The following is a 19,715-nucleotide window of genomic DNA, read 5'->3' as shown; positions in this document are numbered from 1 at the left end:
GCCGGCCAGCCACCGGCGGCGTGCGCCGGCCCTTACACCACCCCCGCAGCCTTCAGCGCAGCCACCTGCCCGGCATCCATGCCGAGCAGGTCGCCCAGCACGCGCTCCGTATCCTGCGACAGCAGCGGCGGCGCGGCGCGCACCGGCACGCGCTCGCCATCGAGCCGGTACGGCGGCGCCAGCACTTCCACACGGCCGGTTTCCGGATTGGGCAGCTCTGCCAGCAGGCCGGCTTCGGCCGAGCGCCGCGAGCGCAGCGCCTCGAGCAGCCCCAGCACCTCGCCGCACGGAATGCCGGCGGCGCTCAGGCGCGCCAGCAGCAGCTCGCGCGGGCGGCGCGCCAGTTCGGCGCGCAGTTCCGGCAGCAGCGCCTGGCGGTTGGCCGAGCGGCCGGTATTGGTGGCGAAGCGCTCGTCGGCGGCCAGGTCCGGGCGCTCGATCACCTCGTTGCAGAAGCGCTGGAACTGCGCGTTGTTGCCGACCGTGATCACCAGCGGGCCATCGGCCGCGTCGAACACGCCGTAAGGGACGATCGACGGATGGGCGTTGCCGTACTTGGGCGGGTCCTCGCCCATCAGCAGCGCCTCCAGGCCGTAGTAGGCCGTGATCATCAGGCCGCAGTCGTACAGCGCCATTTCCACGTGGCGGCCCTGGCCGGTGCGCTGGCGGTCGTACAGCGCGGCCAGCACGGCCTGCGCCGAATACATGCCGGTGAACATGTCCACCACCGCGGTGCCGAACTTCAGCGGCCCCTGGCCCTCCTCGCCATTCAGCGCCATCAGGCCGGCCTCGCCCTGCACCACCAGGTCGTAGCCGGGACGGGTCGCCTCGGGGCCGTTGCTGCGGTAGCCGGTGATCGAGCAATAGACCAGGCCCGGGTTGATCGCCTTCAGCGCCTCGTAGCCCAGCCCCATCTTGTCGATGCCGCCGAACTTGAAGTTCTGCACCAGCACGTCGCACTTGGCCGCCAGCTCGCGCACGATGCGCTGGCCTTCGGGCTGCTGCAGGTCGATGCCGATGGACTGCTTGTTGCGGTTGGCGCTGTTGAAGTAGGCCGTATTGCGCGTGCCCACGCGCAAGCCCCAGTCGCGCGTATCGTCGCCGCGGCCGGGGTGTTCGACCTTGATCACCTCCGCGCCCAGGTCGCCCAGCGCCTGCGTGCACATCGGTCCGGCCAGCACGCGGGACAGGTCCAGCACGCGCACGCCCGCCAGCGGCAGGCGCGGGGAATTGTTGATATCAGCCATGCGGCGATCTCCTTGTGTGTGTCTCTCGGGCAGGCGATGGATCGGCCCGGGCTTCGCCCGGATTTTGCACTGTCAAGGCCTGGTCGACAATTCCATGGATCGTTGACACGGTGTCAATCAAAAATTAACACTCGACCGCCGCCAGCCAGATGGCGGCGGCGTACAGAAATGCCGTTCAGTTAACGACGTCGTTCCCGCGCAGGCGGGAACCCAGTGACTTTCTCCCCGGAGGGGACGTGAAAGACGCTGGATTCCCGCCTGCGCGGGAATGACGGTAGTGATGGATCCCTACACCGAACGGCATTTGCGGCGTACAGCGGGTTTACCTTAGTGCGCGGCAACACAAGAGTTTGGGGGGAATCGCCCTACTGCCCGCGCACGCGCCATCCCTAGTATTGACTCACCGCGGCGACGCAAGCCTCGCCGGCGGCAACAGGCCCCACCCGCCTGCCACGCATCGCCAGTATCCCGAACCGCCTCGTCGAAGCCAGCCGCTCACCCGCTGAACGGCTGTGGATGCGGTCGTGGATACGGCGGAAAAAAAACCAAGGAGACCACCATGCTGCACGACCTGCCCGCCCGCCCCGAGACCATCCACTGGGGCTACTTCGATGCCACCCAGGCGCCCGCGCTCACCGTGAAGAGCGGCGACCTGATCCGCGCCGAAGCGGTGACCCACCACGCCGGCGATGCCCCCGACCTGATGATGGACGACGCCATCCGCGAGATTTACCGCAAGGTCCCGCACGACGACCGCCACCCGGGCGTGCACATCATGACCGGCCCGATCTATGTCGAGGATGCGAAGCCGGGCGATGTGCTGGAAGTGCGCTACCTGCAGATGATTCCGCGCTTCCGCTTCGGCGCCAATGTCGCCGCGAGCTGGGGCCAGCTGTACAAGGAGTTCGAGAAGGAGCGCGTCACCATCTACGAGCTGGACCAGCCCTCCAACACCGCGCATGCGCTCTACGCCTACGACTATCCCGGCAAGCTGACCATTCCCGGCAAGGTGGTCGACGAGCGCGAATGCTGCCGCCAGCCGGCGCTGGCCGGCGTGCGCGTTCCCGTGCGGCCCCACCTGGGCACCGCGGGCGTCGCGCCCGACGCGCGCGGCCGCGTCACCACCGTCGAGCCAGGACTGCACGGCGGCAATATCGACAACTGGCGCATCGGCGCGGGCGCGACCATGTACTACCCGGTGCAGGTCGACGGTGCGCTGTTCTCGATCGGGGACCCGCATATCTCGCAAGGCGACGGCGAAATCAGCGGCACCGCCATCGAGGCCTCGCTGAACGTGCTGTTCCAGATCGTGCTGCGCAAGGACTTCCATTTCCCCTCGCCGCTGCTGGAGACGCCGGACTGCTGGGTCGTGCACGGCTTCCATGAAGACCTCGACGAAGCCGGCAGGAACGCGGCCCGCGACATGATCCACCTGCTGACCGAACAGCAGGGCCTGTCGCGCGACGATGCCTACTCGCTGATGAGCGTGTCGGCGGACTTCGGCGTGACGCAGGTGGTCGACGGCACCCAGGGCATCCACTGCACCATGCCGCGCACCATCTTCCCGCCCAAGGCCAGGGGCTGAGCCGGCAACTTCCACGGAGATCACGCATGCAATACGTCTACATAGGCCGCAACGAACTGGTCGCGCTGGTGGTCGGGCTGGTGACCGGCACGCTGTATTCCTGGCTCAACCTGCCGATTCCGGCGCCGAATGTCACCGGCGGGATCTGCGCGATCCTGTTCACGTACATCGGCTACCTGATCGTGCACGCGTGGCGCCGGACCATCGCCTTCGGGCGGCCGCCGGCAAGCCGCTGAATCACCGCAACTCATGCGTTGGGGGAATGACATGGTGGAAATCGCATTGGGCAGTACTGAACTGCAGGCCGCGGCCGTTGGCCTGGTGACGGGTCTTCTTTACACTGCGGTACGGGCGCCGATACCGGCCCCGAACGTGCTGGGCGGCATCTTCGCCATCTTCGGCACCTTCGCCGGCTTTGTCCTGGTAGCCGCGATGCGGGGGCAGCTGCTGATCGGCTAAGGCATCGCCGGGCCTTCGCCAGCAACGTTGCGCAGCGCGGCGGACCGCCATGTCCGCCGCGCCTGCGCTGTGGCAGTCAGACGCCAGGGAGGCACCATTGCATCTGCAGCGTTTTTCCACCGAAGCGTATCCGCGCAACCGGCGCGGCGCCGCATGGCGCGACGAACTCAGGGCCGCGCGCCTGCAGTGCGAAAGCCTGTGCGCCGACCACACCCTGCACGGCACGATCCAGTCGCGCACCACCCCCGCCGGCATCGGACTGACCTGCATCGCGTCGGTGCCGCAGACACTGGCGATCACCGCCGGTGACGGCCGCGGCCTGATGCTGCTGATGCTGACCGAGGGCGAAGCGCACCTCGCCAGCCCGGACCTGCGCGAGCCGCTGCGTCCCGGCCAGGTGGTCTGCGTGCCCGAACACGCGGCGCGCAAGGTGGCGCTGACCACCGCGTTCCGGCTGTTGACCGTGCATATCGGCCAGGCCTTGCTGAACGCGCGCATCACCGCGCCATTGCCGCGCTCCGCGCTGGTGCTGGGCGGCGATGCGGCGGAATTGTTTGCGCGCCTGCTGCAGTCCATGGCGGCCAGCATCGACACCCTGGTGTCCGCCGACGACCGCGCGGTGCAGCCCTTCGACAGCACCATCGTCGCCTGCCTGGGCGCGGCCCTGGCGGACAACCAGCCGAGCGCGCCGGCGGACATGACGCCGTCGCGCGCGGCGGTGTTCGCGCGGGTCTGCAGCCGCATCGATGCGCGCCTGGCCGAGCCCGAGCTGAGCCTCGCCGCCATCGCCGCCGACGAACACATGTCGGCCCGCTACCTGCAGAAGCTGTTCGAGAAATCCGGCAGCAGCTTTTCCGCCTACCTGCGCACCAGCCGGCTGGAACGATGCCGCGCCGACCTGGCCAATGCGCAGTACGACAAGCTGTCGGTCTCCGACATCTGCTATCGCTGGGGCTTCAACGATCCCTCGCACTTCAGCCACGCGTTTCGCGAGCAGTTCGGGATCTCGCCGCGCGCGTACCGCGAGCAGGCCGTGGGCATGCCCGCGCAGCGCCCGCCGCTGAACGTGTCGCGCGGGCTGCCGCCGGATGCCAGGCGTGGTCCCGCGCAGCAGCGCGCCCCGGCCAACGACATTGCGCGCGCACGCGCGCTGCCCGCGCCGTCCGTTGTGCCCATCACCCAGGCCCGCTCGCACGCGGCCCGCCCGGAAGGCCGGCACCACTGGCTGCAGGCCACCGACAAGACCGTGCACTGGGGCTACCTGAGCCACGAGCTGCCGCCCGTGCTGGAAGTGATGTCGGGCGACACCGTCACCATCGAAACGCTGACCCAGCATGCCTCGGACGACCGCGAGCGCATGATCGACGGCGACCCCGGCGCGGAAAGCGTGTTCCACTGGACCGCCGAGCAGAAGAACGTCGACCGCCGCGGCGCCGGCCCCATCGACGCCTCGGTCTACGGACGCGGCGCCGGCGAGGGTTTCGGCGTGCATATCTGCACCGGCCCGGTCGCGGTGCGCGGCGCCATGCCCGGCGACGTGCTCGAGGTGCGCATCCTCGACGTGCGCCCGCGTCCGTGCGCCAACCCGCGCTTTGCCGGCCGCGCCTTCGGCAGCAACGCCGCGACGTGGTGGGGCTTCCACTACCGCGACATGCTGACCGAGCCGCGCGAGCGCGAGGTGGTGACAGTGTTCGAGATCGACTGCGAACGCGCCGACGGCTGCGCCCGCGCCGTCTACAGCTTCCGCTGGACGCCGCAGCGCGATCCGTTCGGCGTGCTGCATCCCACCATCGACTATCCCGGCGTTCCGGTCGACCACGACACCATCGTCAAGAACCACGACGTGCTGCGCGATATCGAGATCCCAATCCGTCCGCACTTCGGCGTGATCGCCGTCGCGCCGGCGCAGGACGGGCTGATCGACTCGATCCCGCCCTCCAGCTTCGCCGGCAACCTGGACAACTGGCGCGTCACGCGCGGTGCCAGCGTCTACCTGAAAGTGGCGGTGCCGGGCGCGCTGCTGTCGATCGGCGATCCACATGCCTCGCAGGGCGATTCCGAACTGTGCGGCACCGCCATCGAATGCTCGCTGACCGGCGACTTCCAGCTGATCCTGCACAAGAGCACCCTGATCGAGCGCGGCGCGCCGTTCGCGGACCTGAGCTATCCGCTGGTGGAGACCGCCGACGAATGGATCCTGCATGGCTTCAGCTCGCCCAACCACCTGACCGAGCTGGGCCAGATGGCGCAAAGCCACATCTACCTGAAGTCCACGCTGGACGACGCCATGCGCGATGCCTTCCGCAAGACGCGCCGCTTCCTGATGACCGTCAAGGGGCTGAGCGAGGACGAGGCGGTCACGCTGATCTCGGTGGCGGTGGATTTCGGCATCACGCAGGTGGTCAACGGCAACTGGGGCGTCCACGCCATCATCAGGAAGGCATTATTTACGCGGTCGTGAGGGTCTGCGGCGGAGGGCGCGCGGGCCTGCTGCCGGGCCCTATAGTATTCTCGCGGGTTCCCCGACCCGTACCACGAGATTGATGCCACACACCGAAGACGCGCTGCCCGGGCACGAAGTCCCAGCCATCCACGAACCGCGCCTGTGGCGCGACAAGGGCTGGACCGCCCGCGTGATCAAGAACGAGGACGGAGAAGGCTGGGCGGTGGAGATGATCCGCGACGGCAGCGCCGAGCCGGCGCTGGTCGGGCCCTGGACCATGGGCCGCAACAAGGTGGACCCCAAGCCGCTGGATGCGACCGCGCACCAGACCCTGGTCAAGACCGCCTCGGAAGTGATCCGGCGCCACGAGCAGCAGCTGCACGCGCAACTGAACAAGCAGGTCAGCATCGAGGCCGAAGCCGGCAGCGTGACCGTGAAACTCGCCATCACGCCCGACGAGTTCGAGCCCTTCGGCACGCTCACGGCCGAGGATGCCTTTGGCGAGGTGCTGGCCACCATCAAGGTGCGGCCCGACTTCCGCCTGACGCGCGACAGCGCCGAGCGCTGGGCCGCCAGCGGCTTCGACAGGATCCGCTAGTCAGCGCCGGCAGGCGCCGGCGATTGCGAGCGCCGGCGCGCTCACTTGCCCATCCGCAGCAGGTCGGCGTAAGAGACCAGCTTGCTTTTTTCCCTGGCCAGCGTTTTCCCTTTGGAAGCCGTGCGCTTCGCTTGGCCGCGCTCGAACCTGGCAGCGGCGCGCTCGTCTTCGCGCGCGTACGTGCGCTCGGCCTTCGCTTCGGCCTTCAGGCGCTCCGACTCCAGGCGCGCGGCGGTGCGTTCTTCGCGGGCAATGTCCTGCGCGGCCGAGAGGATCTCGGCCCGCAGCAGGTTGCGCCTTTGCCTGGCCGCGGCACGTTCCGCCTGCAAGGCCTCCTTGCGCTGCCGCAGCCAGTCCCTGCGGTTGACCGGGGCGGGCCTGGCTTCCGCGGGCACGCTCAGGCGCAAGGCCCGGCTGAGGGAGACCTGGTCGGCCCGGCGTGCGCGCCGCGGCGCTTCCTTCCCGTTACTCACGCTGCATGACTCTCCTGGCACCCCATGGGTGGCGCTTGCGCCTCGCCCATGGCTGTTTCCTGAAACCATTCGCCCACCTTACCACAGGGTCAAAAACGCTTGCCGGCACTGGCGAGACCCATGGCGGGGCGGCGTCCCCGCGCTGCCCGCGTCGATTTCATCACGCCGCGCGGCACAGCGCGGCGTCTTGGCCACGGTGGTCTGCCAGACATGCGTGCGATGACGCACAGACCAGATTCTGGCAGGCATTAATCTCGACCCCATGAACACGCCGTCACTTCGAACGGCGTGCACCGGTCTCTCAGGAGCATCGGATGGATCGATTTTATTTGTTGGACGCCTCGTTCTGCCCGAGCGTCAACCAGGGTCGCACTCCAATCTACAGCAGCTCGCCCGAGCGCGCCGTGGCGTCGCAGATGACCGCGTTCACGGCGGCCCTGCAGGCGAGCACCGGGCAGTCCTTCCACCGCTACGGCGCGCTGCACGATTTCTCGGTACGGGAATACCGGACATTCTGGCGCTGCTTCCTGCAGTGGTCGCAGGGGCTGGCGTGGTCGGGCAGCCCCGAGCCGGTCTGCGTCGGCGACGACTGCGAGCATGCCCGCTTCTTCCCGAACGTGCTGCTGAACTATGCTGAAAACCTGCTCGGGCTGGAGGTTGCGGGGCCCGACGCACCGGCGCTGACCGCCTGCCACGCCGATGGCCGGCGCGAACGGCTGACCCGCGGCGAGCTGCGCGACCGCGTCGCGCGCGCGGCACATGCCTTGTCGCAACTGGGTCTGCGCGAAGGGGATCGCGTGGTCGCGGTGATGCGCAACGACGCGCAAGCCGTGGTTGCGGCACTGGCCGTGACCGCGCTCGGCGCAACGCTGTCGACCGCAGCGGCCGAGATGAGCGTCGAGACCCTGCTCGATCGCTTCGCGCCACTGGCGCCGCGGCTGCTGCTTGCCCATACCGCGCAGCGCCCCTTCGACACCGGCCTCTCGCTGGCGGACAACGTCGCCGGCCTGGCGGCCGCGCTGCCGTCTCTGGAGGGCATCGTCCAGCTCGACGACGGTGTATTGCCGGCCACCGTCGGCCAGCCCGTCCATGCGCTGGGCGAACTGATCCGCCGCGGCGACGCCGGGCACTTTGCCTGGCGTCGCTTTCCGTTCAACCATCCGCTCTTCATCATGTTTTCGTCCGGCACCACCGGCAAGCCCAAGTGCATCGTGCACGGCGCCGGCGGCAGCCTGCTGGAGCACCTGAAGGAGCACCGCCTGCACTCCGATCTCCGGCCCGGCGATCGCCTGTATTTCCATACCACCTGTGCGTGGATGATGTGGAACTGGCAGCTGTCGTCGCTGGCCTCGGGGGTGGAGATCGTCACCTATGACGGCCCGATCGCCACGGTCGACGCATTGTGGCGGCTGGTCGCGGACGAGCGTGTCACGGTGTTCGGCACCAGTCCCGCCTACCTGAAGATGTGCGAGGACGCGGGACTGGTGCCCGGCCAGCAGTTCGACCTGGGCGCCCTGCGCGCGATGATGTCGACCGGATCGGTGCTGTTCGACGCGCAGTTCGAATGGGTGCGCGATCACGTCAAGCCGCTGCCGCTGCAGTCGATCTGCGGCGGCACCGACATCCTCGGCTGCTTTGTGCTGGGCAACCCGAACCTGCCGGTCTATGCGGGTGAAGCCCAATGCAAGAGCCTGGCGCTCGATGTGCAGGCGTGGGAACACGGCGCGCCCACCAGCGGGATCGGCGATCTGGTGTGCGCGAACCCGTTCCCGTCGCGTCCGCTCGGCTTCTATGGCGACGTGGACGGCAAGGGCTTCCACAAGGCCTACTTCTCGGCCAACGCGGGGGTGTGGACCCACGGCGACCGGATCGAATTCCCGCCCGAAGGGACGGCGCGGCTGCATGGCCGCTCCGACGGCGTGCTCAATGTCCGCGGCGTCAATGTCGGACCGGGCGAGATCTACCGGGTGCTGCGCGATATCCCGGAGATCCGCGAGGCGATGGTGGTCGAGCAGCGCGCGCACACGGCACCGCCCGACCGCACCCACGCTGAGCGGTACGACCAGCGCATGGTGCTGCTGCTGGTCCTGCAGGATGGCGTCGCGCTGACCGGCGCGCTGGCCGCCCGCGTGCGCCGCGACCTGGCGCGCCGCGCCTCGCCCACGCATGTGCCCGACCGCATCCTAGCCGTACCCGAGCTGCCGGCCACGCATAACGGCAAACTCTCCGAAGCGGCAGCACGCAATGCCGTCAACGGCCTGCCGGTGGGCAATGCCGCGGCGTTGCGCAATCCCGGCTGCCTCGACGCCATCCGCCATCATCCGGCGCTGAACCTGGCCGCGCGCGAATTGCCCGCCCCCGGCGCATCGCGTGAGCAACTGGAGCGCCATTTGCAGGCCCTGTGGGAACGACTGTTCGATTTCGCCCCGATCGGCCGCGACGACAATTTCTTCGACCTCGGCGGACATTCGCTGCTGGCCGCACGCCTGCTGGCCGACGTGCACCAATCCACCGGACGCACGATTCCACTGGCCACGATGCTGTTCGCGCCCACCATTGCGGGCCTGGCCGCGGCGATCGAAGAGGCCGCGTGTCCGCGGCCTTCGCCCAACCTGGTGCCCATACGCGGCGGCACCGGCTCGCCGCTGTTCCTGGTGCATGGCGCGAGCGGCTCGGTGATGGAGTGCTGGGGCATGGTCAATGCGCTGCGGACTTCGCGCCCGGTCTACGGCCTGCAGGCACGCGGCCTCGACGGCGAACAGCCGACCCAGCGGCGCGTCGAGGATATGGCGGCCAGCTACATCGAACAGATACGCAGCTTGCAGCCGAGCGGCCCGTACGCGCTGGCCGGCTACTCCTTCGGCGGGCTGGTCGCGTACGAGATGGCGCAACAACTGTCCCGCGCGGGTGAGCGCGTCGAGCTGCTGTGCCTGCTCGACACCTATGTCTGCGAGCATTTCCTGCCATGGCGCACCTGGATGCGCTACTGCTGGAACTATCCCGCCTGGCAGTTGCGCAAGCTGCGCGCGGTGACGGCGGCACAGCGCCTGCGCTACCTGCGGTACGCACTGCGCCGCGCCGCCGAAGGCGTGGGCATGCGCCGCGACCGCATCACATGCCGGCCCGATGCCTTTACCGAATCGCTGCCGCCGGCGCTGCGGCTGGTGCGCGAAACCATGGGCCGCGCCATGACGACCTATCGGCCGCGGCCGTATCACGCCGGCCCGGTGCTCTACCTGCGCGCCGCCATCCGGCAGCAGCAGCGCGGCGACCCGCTGTCGCTGTGGCGGCGCGTCGCGCTCGGCGGCCTGACCATTGCGGAGGTGCCTTGCAGCCATTTCGACCTGGTCCAAGAACCGAACCTGCAGGCGGTGGCGGCGATCCTGGACGAGGGGCTTGCGCACGCGTGATGCCTCGGACCGTGCCTGGCATGCAGCATGACGGCCTGGCCGCACGGCACGCGCAAGCTGCCGCGCCGCTGGTACTGCCCGAACCGCAGCGGCTGGCGTTGCCGGACGGCGCCGTACAGGTATGGATGCTGGATGACGCGCAGGTCAATCCGGCGTGCGCGCGGCTGGCCCAAACGCTTGCGCCGGACGAGCGCGCGCGCGCCCTGGCCTACCGGCACCCCAGGCACTGCAATGCCTATATCGCGCGGCGCGGTCTGCTGCGCTGGCTGATCGGCGGCTATCTGCGCTGCCAGCCCGAAGCGCTGCGCTTTGCCGTTACGGCATTCGGCAAGCCGGTGCTGCAATGGCCGCAAGCAGGGCTGGCATTCAGCGTGTCTCAGACCGACGGCACGGCGCTGCTGGCGTTTGCCCTGGATTGCTGCCTCGGCGTGGATGTGGAACGGCGTGGCGGCGGACATGACGTCCCCGGACTTGGACGCGGCATATTTTCGGCGCAGGAAGCGCAGGCACTCGCGCGCGCGCGGACCGGTTCGGCCGACGCCCTGCTAAGCCTGTGGACGCGCAAGGAGGCACTACTGAAGGCGCTCGGCACCGGCCTGGCGGCCGATCCCACCGCGTACACGACGGAAGACGACCGGGGCCGCGGCGCGGGCCGCTGGCGGGCTTCGCACCATGGCACCGCCTTGTCAGGGTGGACCTGTGTGGACCTGGAGGTCGGGGCAGCCTTCCGGGCGGCGCTGGCCGTATCGCTGCCGGACGCAAGCGTCACGCGCCACGGCTGCTGAGCGGCGTTGCCATTCGCCCGGGGGTTCCGGCGGCGTAACACGTTACGTTACACGTAACGCCTGCCGGCCTGGTGCCCACCGCGCGCGCGGACATGACCGCATCGGGCCCCTCGCCGCAAACCCGTGCCGCGGCTGGCTCCTGGCGCCGCCCCGGTAGCGCCGATTCGCGCCTTGCGGTGCTGGCATCCCCTTTGCTGGTTCCGATGAAAAGCGCTGGCCATGCAGCCATCGCCAGACAAATGGAGGTAGAGATGAGCTGGACTCACCGTGGAACGCCGGCCCTGTCGCAGGTGCTGGAAGACGGCCGCGCGGCGCATGCCGTGGTCATCGACGACATGCCCATGTACCGGCACGGCGTGTCGCGCCTGCTCGGCGAGATACCGGGCATTGGCCAGGTGGAAGCGCTGGAGACCGATGCGCTGGCGGCGCGCAACCTGCGCCTGCCGGCACCGGCGTTGCTGGTGTTCGGCATGCCCCCGGACCTTGCCGCGGGCTGGAACCAGCTGCGGCTGGCCAGCCTCGTGCTCAGGCCGCGGCGCCTGCTGCTGATCTCGGAAAACATGTGGCTGCGCCTGCCGCCAGGCCTGGACGCGCGCTTTGCCCGCACCCTGTGCCGCTCCGCCTCGCTCGCGGCAATCGAACGGGACGTGCGCGCACTGCTGGACCTGCCGCTTGCTGCGCCGGCCCCGCCCGCGGCGGCTCAACCTGTGCCTGACATCGCGCCGGCCGGCTTTCGGCGCCCCTTCCACGCGCTTGCATAAGCTGCGCTATCGCGTCGGCGACACCATGTGCACCCGCGCCGTGCCCCCTGGGAGCCGGCGCGAGAACGTGGCCGCATTCTCGTTCTCGCCGTAGAAGAACGTCGGCGCCGGCGCGAGATGCCGCAGGAACGGCTGGAACTCCCGGCTGCCGATGCAGATCTTCGACCGCTCCGAGGCCGCGCCCAGCAGCACCTCCCTGGCCGCCTGGTCGGCCTTGTCCATGCCGACCGCACGGGCGCGCTGGTCGGTGAGATCATCGTCGACCAGCACGTAGCGCCCGGGCAGCAGGTGCGACAGCATGAAGTCGCTCAGCGCTTCCTGGACCGATATCGACAGGCCGAACAAGCGCCTGGGCATGTTGGCGGGATTGATGCCGCCCCAGTCGTAGGTGCCGCCCTCGCGATTGCGGCGCGGGTTCACGGTGAATTTTGACGACATCGTTCCGATCGCCATGACGTGCACATCGGCGGGAGACCGAAGCAGCGAGTATTGCGCTTCGTGCACGGCCAGCAGGCCCGGGGCATTGGCGTAAAGCCCGCCGTCGACGAACTGGTTATGGTTGAACGTATAGCGCGCGAAGTAGGCCGGCGCGGCGCTGGTTGCCATCGCGATATCGACGATGCGAAATTTGTGGTCGCGCTTGAAATTGACGTGATGCGGCGTCTTGAAGATCTGCGGCCGGCCGGTGGAATAGTTGATGGCGGGTATGACCACCCGATGCGCGCAGGCACCCAGCAGGCGGTCGCCGAAGAGGTGCTCGGCGCCAAGCAGCTCGAGCAGGCGGCGCGAGCCGAACGGGGCGCGCCAGATGCCGGCAAGCGACCAGCGCCGCTGGAAGATCTGCTCGCCGTGCCGCGTCAGCAGATCCACGATGCGGCTGGCCGGCAGCTCCAGCGCCAGGGCCAGCGCAATGACCCCGCCGATCGAGGTCCCGGCGATCAGGTCGAAGCGGGTCGCAATCGGGGCGCCGATCTCCTCCTCGAAATCGGCAAGCAGCCTGGCCGTGTACAGACCGCGAAAGCCGCCGCCCGAGAGCGCGAGGATCTGGAAACGGTCCGGAGCCGACTCGTCCAAGGATTCCCTCCTGCAGACGTAGAACTGCCGTGGCACGGCCGGAAGCCCACGTCGAGGCCTGGTGAAAACGCGGACCGGCCGAGTGCCATGCGCATCCATACTAGGCGACGACAGCCTGTTTTGACAGCAACGCCGCGGGGTCGGTGGGCCGGCCACGCAGGCAATTAGACGGCATTTCATTCTGATTTGCACGACGGCATGGTCGCCACCTGAGCGCTCGAAGCGGGCCACCTGGCGGCCGGCCAGCAGATTGCGCACGGTCGCGGCGACGCCCCACAACAGCAACATGCCCGCGCGAATGCGGCCGTCGTCCCGCGTACCGGTTCCAGCCCCGACAGTTACCCGGCGCGCCACGGCGCAGCCACCGATTTTTCTAAAGCTCGCCGCCGAAAAATTTCACTTCCGCGATAAAACGCAAGCTGTAACCATGCATGCAACTCTGTCCCCGGCCCGCATGGATGGGGAACGCACGCGGCGGTGGCACCGCCGTTTCCCAAACCCCACGAGCGTCGGATGACGATGGTGTTCTTGCTGATGCGGCGGCTGCTGGCGCTGGCCATCCTGCTGTGGCTCGGTATCGCCGCGGCCCGGGCCGCGCCCGATCCCGCCGCCGAAGCAGAAGCCGCGCCGGCCGAAGTCCGCCTGATGAATCGCCCGATCGTGGTGCTGCGCGCAACGCTCGCAGGCGTCACGCCGGAAGTGCGCGCCCGGCGCGCGCACGACCGCTTCGAAGCCCTGACCCCGTCCGACCTGCGCCAGCCCGTGCGCACCAGCCCGGGGGAGCTTGCCGGCCAGCACGGCGAAGCCATCTATATCGGCGAGCGGCTGCTGCTGGCCGTGGTGGAAGGTGACCGCGATCCCGAGGACAAGGCCGCCTCGCTCGAGGCGCTGGTCCGGCAGACGGTCGATCACGTCGGCCATGCCGTCGCCGCCCGCCGCCAGCAACAGCACTGGCCCACGCTGATTCGCGGCACCTTGCGCGCTGGCGGCGCGCTGGCGGTCGCGGTATTGCTGGGCTGGGCGCTGACGAAGACCCGGCGCCTGCTGGGGCGCGTGGTGGACGCCTCGCTGCAGCGGCACCTGAAGGCGCGCACCGCAAACGGCTTCGACTGGACCGCCGCGCTCTACCAGCTGACCGACCGCATCGTACGCATCCTGGCGGTGGCGCTGTTCGCGCTGGTGGCCTTTGTCTGGCTGGAATTCGCGCTGCTGCAGTTTCCGCTGACGCACCCGCTGGGCGAGCGCATGGGCGCCTACCTGTGGCGGCTGCTGGAAGGCATCGGCAGCGCCGCGGTCGGCGCCATTCCGGGCGTGCTGGTGGTCGCCATCATCCTGTTCATCACGCGTGGCGTGCAGGCGGTGGTGTCGAGCGTGTTCACGGCCACCGAGCGCGGCAACCTCACGGTGCCCGGCCTGCATCCGGAGACGGTGCCCGCGACGCGCCGCCTGGCCACGGTGCTGGTATGGGCGCTGGGCTTTACCTTTGCCTATCCCTACATTCCCGGGTCGCAGAGCGACGTGTTCAAGGGCGTTTCCGTACTGCTCGGCTTCATGCTGACCCTTGGCTCGGCCAATGTCGTAAACCAGCTGATGAGCGGCATGGTGCTGGTGTATGCGCGCGCGCTGCGCGTGGGCGACATGGTCAGCATCGGCGATACCGTGGGATGGGTCGAGAGCCTGGGTCCGCTGTCGGTCCGGCTGGTCAACCTGCGCCGGGAGCAGGTGACGCTGCCGAACGCCGTCGTGGTCGGCAGCGCCGTCCACAACTATTCGCGCTCCGGCGACATCCACCAGGGCGGCGCGGCCCTGCTGTCTACGGCGGTGACGATCGGCTATGACACCCCGTGGCGCCAGGTCCATGCGATGCTGCTCAATGCCGTGCGCGAAGTGCCCGGGCTGGACCCGGCCACCGCGCCCTTCGTGCTCCAGCGCGGGCTGTCGGACTTCTACGTCGAATACGAGCTGTTCTTCGCCATCGAAGACCCGCGCCGCCGCTTCTTCGCCCTGTCCACGCTGCACGCGGCGATCCAGGACGAGTTCAATCGCCACAACGTCCAGATCATGTCGCCGCATTTCGTGCTGCAACCGAAGGAGCCGGTGACGGTGCCGGCCGACCAATGGCATGCATCCCCCGCCACGCCAGCCACACAGCAGCGCGGCGAGGGCTGAAGCGCCTGCGCACTGCGGTCGGATGCTGATGCCGGCGTCCGCGCAGCCGCGGCAAAAGCCCATGCCGGCGCCAGCATGACCCGCCTCTTGCCGACGCTCCATCGGTTATCCGGGCACGCCTGGCAGCTGCTGGCCAGCCGGCCGCACCGCTTCGTCGTGGCGTCGTTCTCGCTGTCCGTCATGCTGCTCGTGCTGCTTCTGTGGCGGGGGCTGCAGCTGTCGCAGGACCGCGAGATCGAAACCCTGCGGCATATGCAGGCGGTGCGCGCGCAGAGCATGGATGCGCTGCTGCAACGCGAGGCCGAGCGCTTGCTCGGTGTGCGGAATTTCGCGGAACACCTGCTGCAGATCCAGGCAAGCACGCCTGGCAGGCCGGATGCAGCGCTGCGCGCCACGCTGGCGCGTCGCGACGAGCCGGTGTGGCCGGTGCCCGCGCATGACGCGGCGGCGGTGTACGGCGTTGGCGCCGCGGCGCTGAGCGGGCTGGAGGGCTTCGAGCGGAACGAAGCGCGGCTCGCGGCCGACGTAGACGTGGCGCGCTCGCTCAGCCATCTGCTGAGCGCGGCGCCGCAGGAATCCGGGATACGGCGGCGCATCGCCTATGTCTCGCGCAACGGCGTGCTGACGGCCTACCCCTCGATTCCGCCACAGCAGGTCGCACCGGCCGTGCACCGCCTTGCCGCCGCCCCCTACTTCCACGACAGCCTGCCCGCACGCAACCCTGGCCGACAGGTGCAATGGCGCATCGCGCCGGCCACGTCCGAGCGCGACCAGGTCTCCTTGTTCCTGAGCGTGCCAGTCTATGCCGGCAGCGATTTGCGGGGCGTGGCCATCCTCGAACTGCCCCAGCGCAGTCTGGATGACCAGCTCAGCGCCGCCCCCTTCCCCGACGCCAGCAGCTACCTGGTCGACCGGGAAGGCAGGCTGATCGGCGCCAGCGCGCGCAATGTGCGCGCCGGCGAAACCATGCAGGCGGCGCTGTCCGGGCCATGGCCAGCCGCGACGCTGGACGCGGTCTTCCACGCCGATGCCGGCCTGTTGACCAGCGTGAGCGGCGGCGGCAACGACCTGATGTTCCGCCGGCTCCGCAATGGCGGGCTGGCGATGGTCGACGAGATTCCGGTGAACCAGCTGTGGCTGGCCGGCGCCGCACGGCTGAGCGGCGTCATTGGCGCGGGCGCGGCCGCGCTGGGCATCCTGCTTTGTGCCACGCTCGCGGTCGTGCACAGCCTGTTCCGGCACTATCTGGCGCGCGGCGAGGCGCTGCGCACCCTGGCGGAAACCGACGCGCTGACCGGGCTGGCCAACCGCCGTGTCTTCGCCGCGCGGTTCGCGGCCGAAGCGGCGCGCTGCGCGGCGGAACAGCGGCCAATCGCCGTGGTGATGCTGGACATCGACCATTTCAAGGCCATCAATGATCGCTGGGGACATGCCAGCGGAGACGTGGTGCTGCGCGCGGTGGCTGCCGCGCTGCGCAGCGGCGTGCGCAAGGACGACCTGCCCGCGCGGCTTGGCGGCGAGGAATTCGCGGTACTGCTGCCGGGGACCGGCGTCGACGATGCCGCCGCGGTGGCCGGGAACCTGAGGCAAAGGCTGGAGCGGCTGCGCTGCGATCCGGCAGCCGATGCGCTTTGTAACGAGCCCATGCGCTTCACCGCCTCGTTCGGCGTGGCCGGGAGCGCGCCGGGCGTGCCGGGCAGTCTCGATGCCCTGCTGATGGCCGCCGACCGGCGCCTGTATGCAGCCAAGGCCAACGGCCGCAACCAGGTGGTGGCGCATGAGTCGGGCAACGTTGCCTCGCATCACCGGAACTTAAAGGGCCTATAAGCCGTACTAATCAATCCAGCACGGCGATCTTGACGACAATGTTGGCCTGACACGAGCCGCGCAACCGCGCCCATCGGCATGACACCGTGCCATGGTCTTCACAAGGAGTTTCCCCATGACTAGATTCCAGGTCAACGGCCAGCCCAAGGACGTCGACGTGCCCGGCGAGATGCCGCTGCTGTGGGCGTTGCGCGATGAACTGGGAATGACCGGCACCAAGTTCGGCTGCGGCATGGCGCTGTGCGGCGCCTGCACCGTGCACGTGGATGGCACCGCGATCCGCGCCTGCGTGACGCCGGTGTCGGCCGTCGCGGGACGATCCGTCGCCACCATCGAAGGCATGGAAAGCGACCGCGTAGGCCAGGCAGTGCAGCAGGCGTGGATCCAGCATAACGTGGCCCAGTGCGGCTATTGCCAGGCCGGGCAGATCATGACCGCGGTCAGCCTGCTCAAGACCACGCCGGCGCCGACCGACCGGCAGATCGACGAAGCCATGAGCGGCAACATCTGCCGCTGCGGCACCTATCCGCGCATCCGTGCCGCGATCCGGCAGGCGGCCGGCCGCCTGGCGCAAGGAGGCCAGTAAATGGACGGGATTGCTCGACTTTCGCGCCGCGAATTCCTGCGCGGCAGCCTAGGCCTGATGACGCTGGCCGTGACCAGCGGCGGCCTGGTGACCGTCGCCCGCGCCGCGGATCCGGCCCCGAAGAAGTTTGGTGCTGACAGCATGCCTGGCGGCACCGTGGACGACCCGCTGGCGTTCGTCTCGATTGGCGCGGACGGTACCGTCACCATCGTGGCCCATCGCGCCGAGATGGGCACCGGCGTGCGCACCAGCCTGCCGATGATGGTGGCCGATGAGATGGAGGCCCGCTGGGAGCGCGTCAAGGTGGTCCAGGCCGAAGCCGACGAGACCCGCTACGGCAACCAGAACGTCGACGGCTCGCGCAGCGTGCGGCATTTCCTGATGCCGATGCGGCGCGTCGGCGCGGCGGCGCGCCACATGCTGGAAGCGGCTGCAGCTTCGCGCTGGTCCGTGCCGGTGTCCGAGGTCCGGGCCGTGCAGCACGAAGTCGTTCACCAGCCCAGCGGACGCCGCCTCGGCTTCGGCGAGCTGGCCGCCGACGCAGCGCGCCAGCCTGTGCCCAAGGGCGATGCGCTGCGGCTCAAGCCCCGAACCGGGTTCCGCTATATCGGCAAGAACGCGGTACGGCCAGTCGACCAGGAAGCCATCGGCACGGGCCGCGCCACCTATGGCATGGACCTGCGCCTGCCCGGCATGGTGTACGCCGTGGTGGCGCGCCCGCCCGTGGTGGGCGGCAAGCTGCGCCGGGTGGACAGCCGCAAGGCGCTGGCGCTGCCCGGCGTCTTGAAGGTGGTGGAAATCCCCGCCTTCCAGGGCGCACCCGCCTTCCAGCCGCTGGGCGGCGTGGCGGTGGTCGCGCGCAATACCTGGGCAGCCATGCAGGGCCGCGCCGCGCTGGAAATCGAATGGGACGACGGCCCCAACGGCGGCTACGAATCTGTGGCGTATCGCCGCACGCTCGAGGCCGCGTCACGTGCGCCGGGCAAGGCGGTGCGCAACCAGGGCGATGCGCAGCGCGCCTGGGACCAGGCGCCGCCCGCCGAGCGCCTTGCCGCCGACTACTACGTGCCGCACCTGGCCCACGCGTCGATGGAGCCGCCGGTGGCCACCGTGCGGATCCGGGGCGGCAGCGCCGAGGTCTGGACCTCGATCCAGAACCCGGTTGCCGCGCAGGCGGCCGTGGCCAAACGCCTGGAGCTCCAGCCCGGCAACGTCAGGGTGAACGTGCTGCTGCTGGGCGGCGGCTTTGGCCGCAAGTCCAAGCCGGATTTTGTCGACGAGGCCGCCATCGTCGCGCAGGCGATGCCCGAGGGCACGCCGGTCAAGCTGGTCTGGACGCGCGACGACGACATCCGCCACGACTACCTGCACACGGTCTCGGCCGAGCGCCTGGAGGCTGTCGTCGACAGGCAGGGCCAGGTCAAGTCGTGGCTGCACCGCAGCGCCGCGCCGACCATCGCCTCGCTGTTCACCGAGGGCGCGAAAGGCCAGCAGATGTTCGAGTCGGCCATGTCGGCGATCAACATGCCCTACCGCATCGACAACGTGCGCGTGGAAACCGCCGAAGTGCCGGCGCATGCGCGCATCGGCTGGTTCCGCTCGGTGGCCAATATTCCGCACGCGTTCGCAGCCCAGTGCTTTATCGCCGAGCTGGCGCACCGCGCCGGCAAGGACCACCGGGAGTTCGCACTCGACCTGATCGGACCCGCGCGCAAGATCGACCCTGGCACGCTGGCCGATACCTGGAACTACACCGAATCGCCCGAACGCTATCCGTACGACACCGGCCGCCTGCGCGGGGTGATCGAGGCCGCCACCCGCGGCGCGGGCTGGGGCCGCAAGCTGCCCAAGGGCCACGGGCTGGGCCTGGCGTTCTGCTACAGCTTTATGAGCTACACCGCCACCGTGGTCGAGGTGGCGGTCGATACGAAGGGCGAGGTGCGCGTGGTGTCAGTGGACATGGCGATGGACTGCGGCCCGCAAATCCACCCGGACCGCATCCGGGCGCAGATGGAAGGCGGCGCCATCATGGGCCTGAGCCTGGCACTGGCGAGCGAGATCACCTTCGACAAGGGACGCGTGCTGCAGAGCAACTTCCACGATTACGAAGTGCTGCGCCACCATGCCTCGCCGCGCGTGATCCGCACCCACCTGGTCAACGACAACCATGACCTGCCGCCGGGCGGCGTGGGCGAGCCGCCGGTGCCGCCCGTTGCGCCCGCGCTCTGCAATGCGATCTTCGCCGCCACCGGCAAGCGCGTGCGCAGCCTGCCGGTGCGCAAGGTGGCATAGGCAAGG

At 69.2% G+C, this 19,715-nt stretch carries 15 protein-coding genes; 12 read left to right on the top strand and 3 right to left on the bottom strand.

Going from position 1 to position 19,715, the window contains the following annotated elements; translation table 11 throughout:
- Positions 1–32: 32 nt before the first annotated feature.
- Complete coding sequence (locus tag RALTA_RS17290) at positions 33–1,247, bottom strand: CaiB/BaiF CoA transferase family protein (protein WP_012355167.1); 1,215 nt, start codon at positions 1,245–1,247, stop codon at positions 33–35.
- 559 nt (positions 1,248–1,806) lie between these two features.
- On the opposite strand from RALTA_RS17290, the gene RALTA_RS17285 reads away from it, so the two are divergent.
- The 5 genes from RALTA_RS17285 to RALTA_RS17265 all read left to right on the top strand — a co-directional run bounded on the left by RALTA_RS17285 (position 1,807) and on the right by RALTA_RS17265 (position 6,332).
- The gene (locus RALTA_RS17285) at positions 1,807–2,832 is read left to right on the top strand and encodes an acetamidase/formamidase family protein (RefSeq protein WP_012355166.1); all 1,026 of its coding nucleotides are present in this window, start codon (positions 1,807–1,809) and stop codon (positions 2,830–2,832) included.
- A gap of 26 nt (positions 2,833–2,858) precedes the next feature.
- Positions 2,859–3,068: a XapX domain-containing protein gene (locus RALTA_RS17280; RefSeq protein WP_012355165.1), complete on the top strand. Its 210-nt coding sequence runs from the start codon at positions 2,859–2,861 to the stop codon at positions 3,066–3,068.
- Positions 3,069–3,099: 31 nt separating this feature from the next.
- The gene (locus tag RALTA_RS17275) at positions 3,100–3,291 is read left to right on the top strand and encodes a DUF1427 family protein (protein WP_012355164.1); all 192 of its coding nucleotides are present in this window, start codon (positions 3,100–3,102) and stop codon (positions 3,289–3,291) included.
- Between the two features lie 97 nt (positions 3,292–3,388).
- Positions 3,389–5,752 (top strand): acetamidase/formamidase family protein, encoded by a 2,364-nt coding sequence (locus tag RALTA_RS17270; RefSeq protein WP_041232437.1) that lies wholly within the window; start codon positions 3,389–3,391, stop codon positions 5,750–5,752.
- Positions 5,753–5,834: 82 nt separating this feature from the next.
- On the top strand, positions 5,835–6,332 hold the full coding sequence (locus RALTA_RS17265) for a hypothetical protein (RefSeq protein WP_041232436.1): 498 nt from the start codon (positions 5,835–5,837) through the stop codon (positions 6,330–6,332).
- Between the two features lie 41 nt (positions 6,333–6,373).
- Here RALTA_RS17265 and RALTA_RS17260 read toward each other — a convergent pair whose 3' ends face one another.
- Positions 6,374–6,805 (bottom strand): hypothetical protein, encoded by a 432-nt coding sequence (locus RALTA_RS17260; protein ID WP_012355161.1) that lies wholly within the window; start codon positions 6,803–6,805, stop codon positions 6,374–6,376.
- 314 nt (positions 6,806–7,119) lie between these two features.
- Between RALTA_RS17260 and RALTA_RS17255 the strand changes: the two genes are divergently transcribed.
- From RALTA_RS17255 to RALTA_RS17245, 3 genes are all read left to right on the top strand, one after another.
- Positions 7,120–10,215, top strand: coding sequence for an acetoacetate--CoA ligase (locus RALTA_RS17255; protein ID WP_012355160.1), 3,096 nt, complete (start codon positions 7,120–7,122; stop codon positions 10,213–10,215).
- A 20-nt stretch (positions 10,216–10,235) separates the two neighbouring features.
- The gene (locus tag RALTA_RS17250) at positions 10,236–11,000 is read left to right on the top strand and encodes a 4'-phosphopantetheinyl transferase family protein (RefSeq protein WP_012355159.1); all 765 of its coding nucleotides are present in this window, start codon (positions 10,236–10,238) and stop codon (positions 10,998–11,000) included.
- 251 nt (positions 11,001–11,251) lie between these two features.
- Positions 11,252–11,761 carry a hypothetical protein gene (locus tag RALTA_RS17245; protein ID WP_041232689.1) on the top strand — a complete coding sequence of 170 codons (510 nt, stop codon included), beginning with the start codon at positions 11,252–11,254 and terminating at the stop codon, positions 11,759–11,761.
- 6 nt (positions 11,762–11,767) lie between these two features.
- Here RALTA_RS17245 and RALTA_RS17240 read toward each other — a convergent pair whose 3' ends face one another.
- Positions 11,768–13,123, bottom strand: coding sequence for a CBASS cGAMP-activated phospholipase (locus tag RALTA_RS17240; protein ID WP_242405289.1), 1,356 nt, complete (start codon positions 13,121–13,123; stop codon positions 11,768–11,770).
- A gap of 225 nt (positions 13,124–13,348) precedes the next feature.
- Between RALTA_RS17240 and RALTA_RS17235 the strand changes: the two genes are divergently transcribed.
- The 4 genes from RALTA_RS17235 (at position 13,349) to RALTA_RS17220 (ending at position 19,709) form a co-directional block, all read left to right on the top strand.
- A complete protein-coding gene (locus RALTA_RS17235) occupies positions 13,349–15,004 on the top strand; it encodes a mechanosensitive ion channel family protein (RefSeq protein ID WP_242405288.1) in 1,656 nt (551 codons plus the stop codon).
- 75 nt (positions 15,005–15,079) lie between these two features.
- Positions 15,080–16,831 (top strand): diguanylate cyclase, encoded by a 1,752-nt coding sequence (locus RALTA_RS17230; protein WP_012355155.1) that lies wholly within the window; start codon positions 15,080–15,082, stop codon positions 16,829–16,831.
- Positions 16,832–16,946: 115 nt separating this feature from the next.
- Positions 16,947–17,417, top strand: coding sequence for a (2Fe-2S)-binding protein (locus tag RALTA_RS17225; RefSeq protein ID WP_012355154.1), 471 nt, complete (start codon positions 16,947–16,949; stop codon positions 17,415–17,417).
- The gene (locus RALTA_RS17220) at positions 17,418–19,709 is read left to right on the top strand and encodes a xanthine dehydrogenase family protein molybdopterin-binding subunit (protein ID WP_012355153.1); all 2,292 of its coding nucleotides are present in this window, start codon (positions 17,418–17,420) and stop codon (positions 19,707–19,709) included.
- Positions 19,710–19,715: the final 6 nt, after the last annotated feature.

The organism is Cupriavidus taiwanensis LMG 19424, from assembly GCF_000069785.1.
GTDB lineage: Bacteria > Pseudomonadota > Gammaproteobacteria > Burkholderiales > Burkholderiaceae > Cupriavidus > Cupriavidus taiwanensis.
The sequence above is the reverse complement of the archived record's forward strand: the minus strand, read 5'-3'. Positions and strand labels throughout refer to the sequence as shown.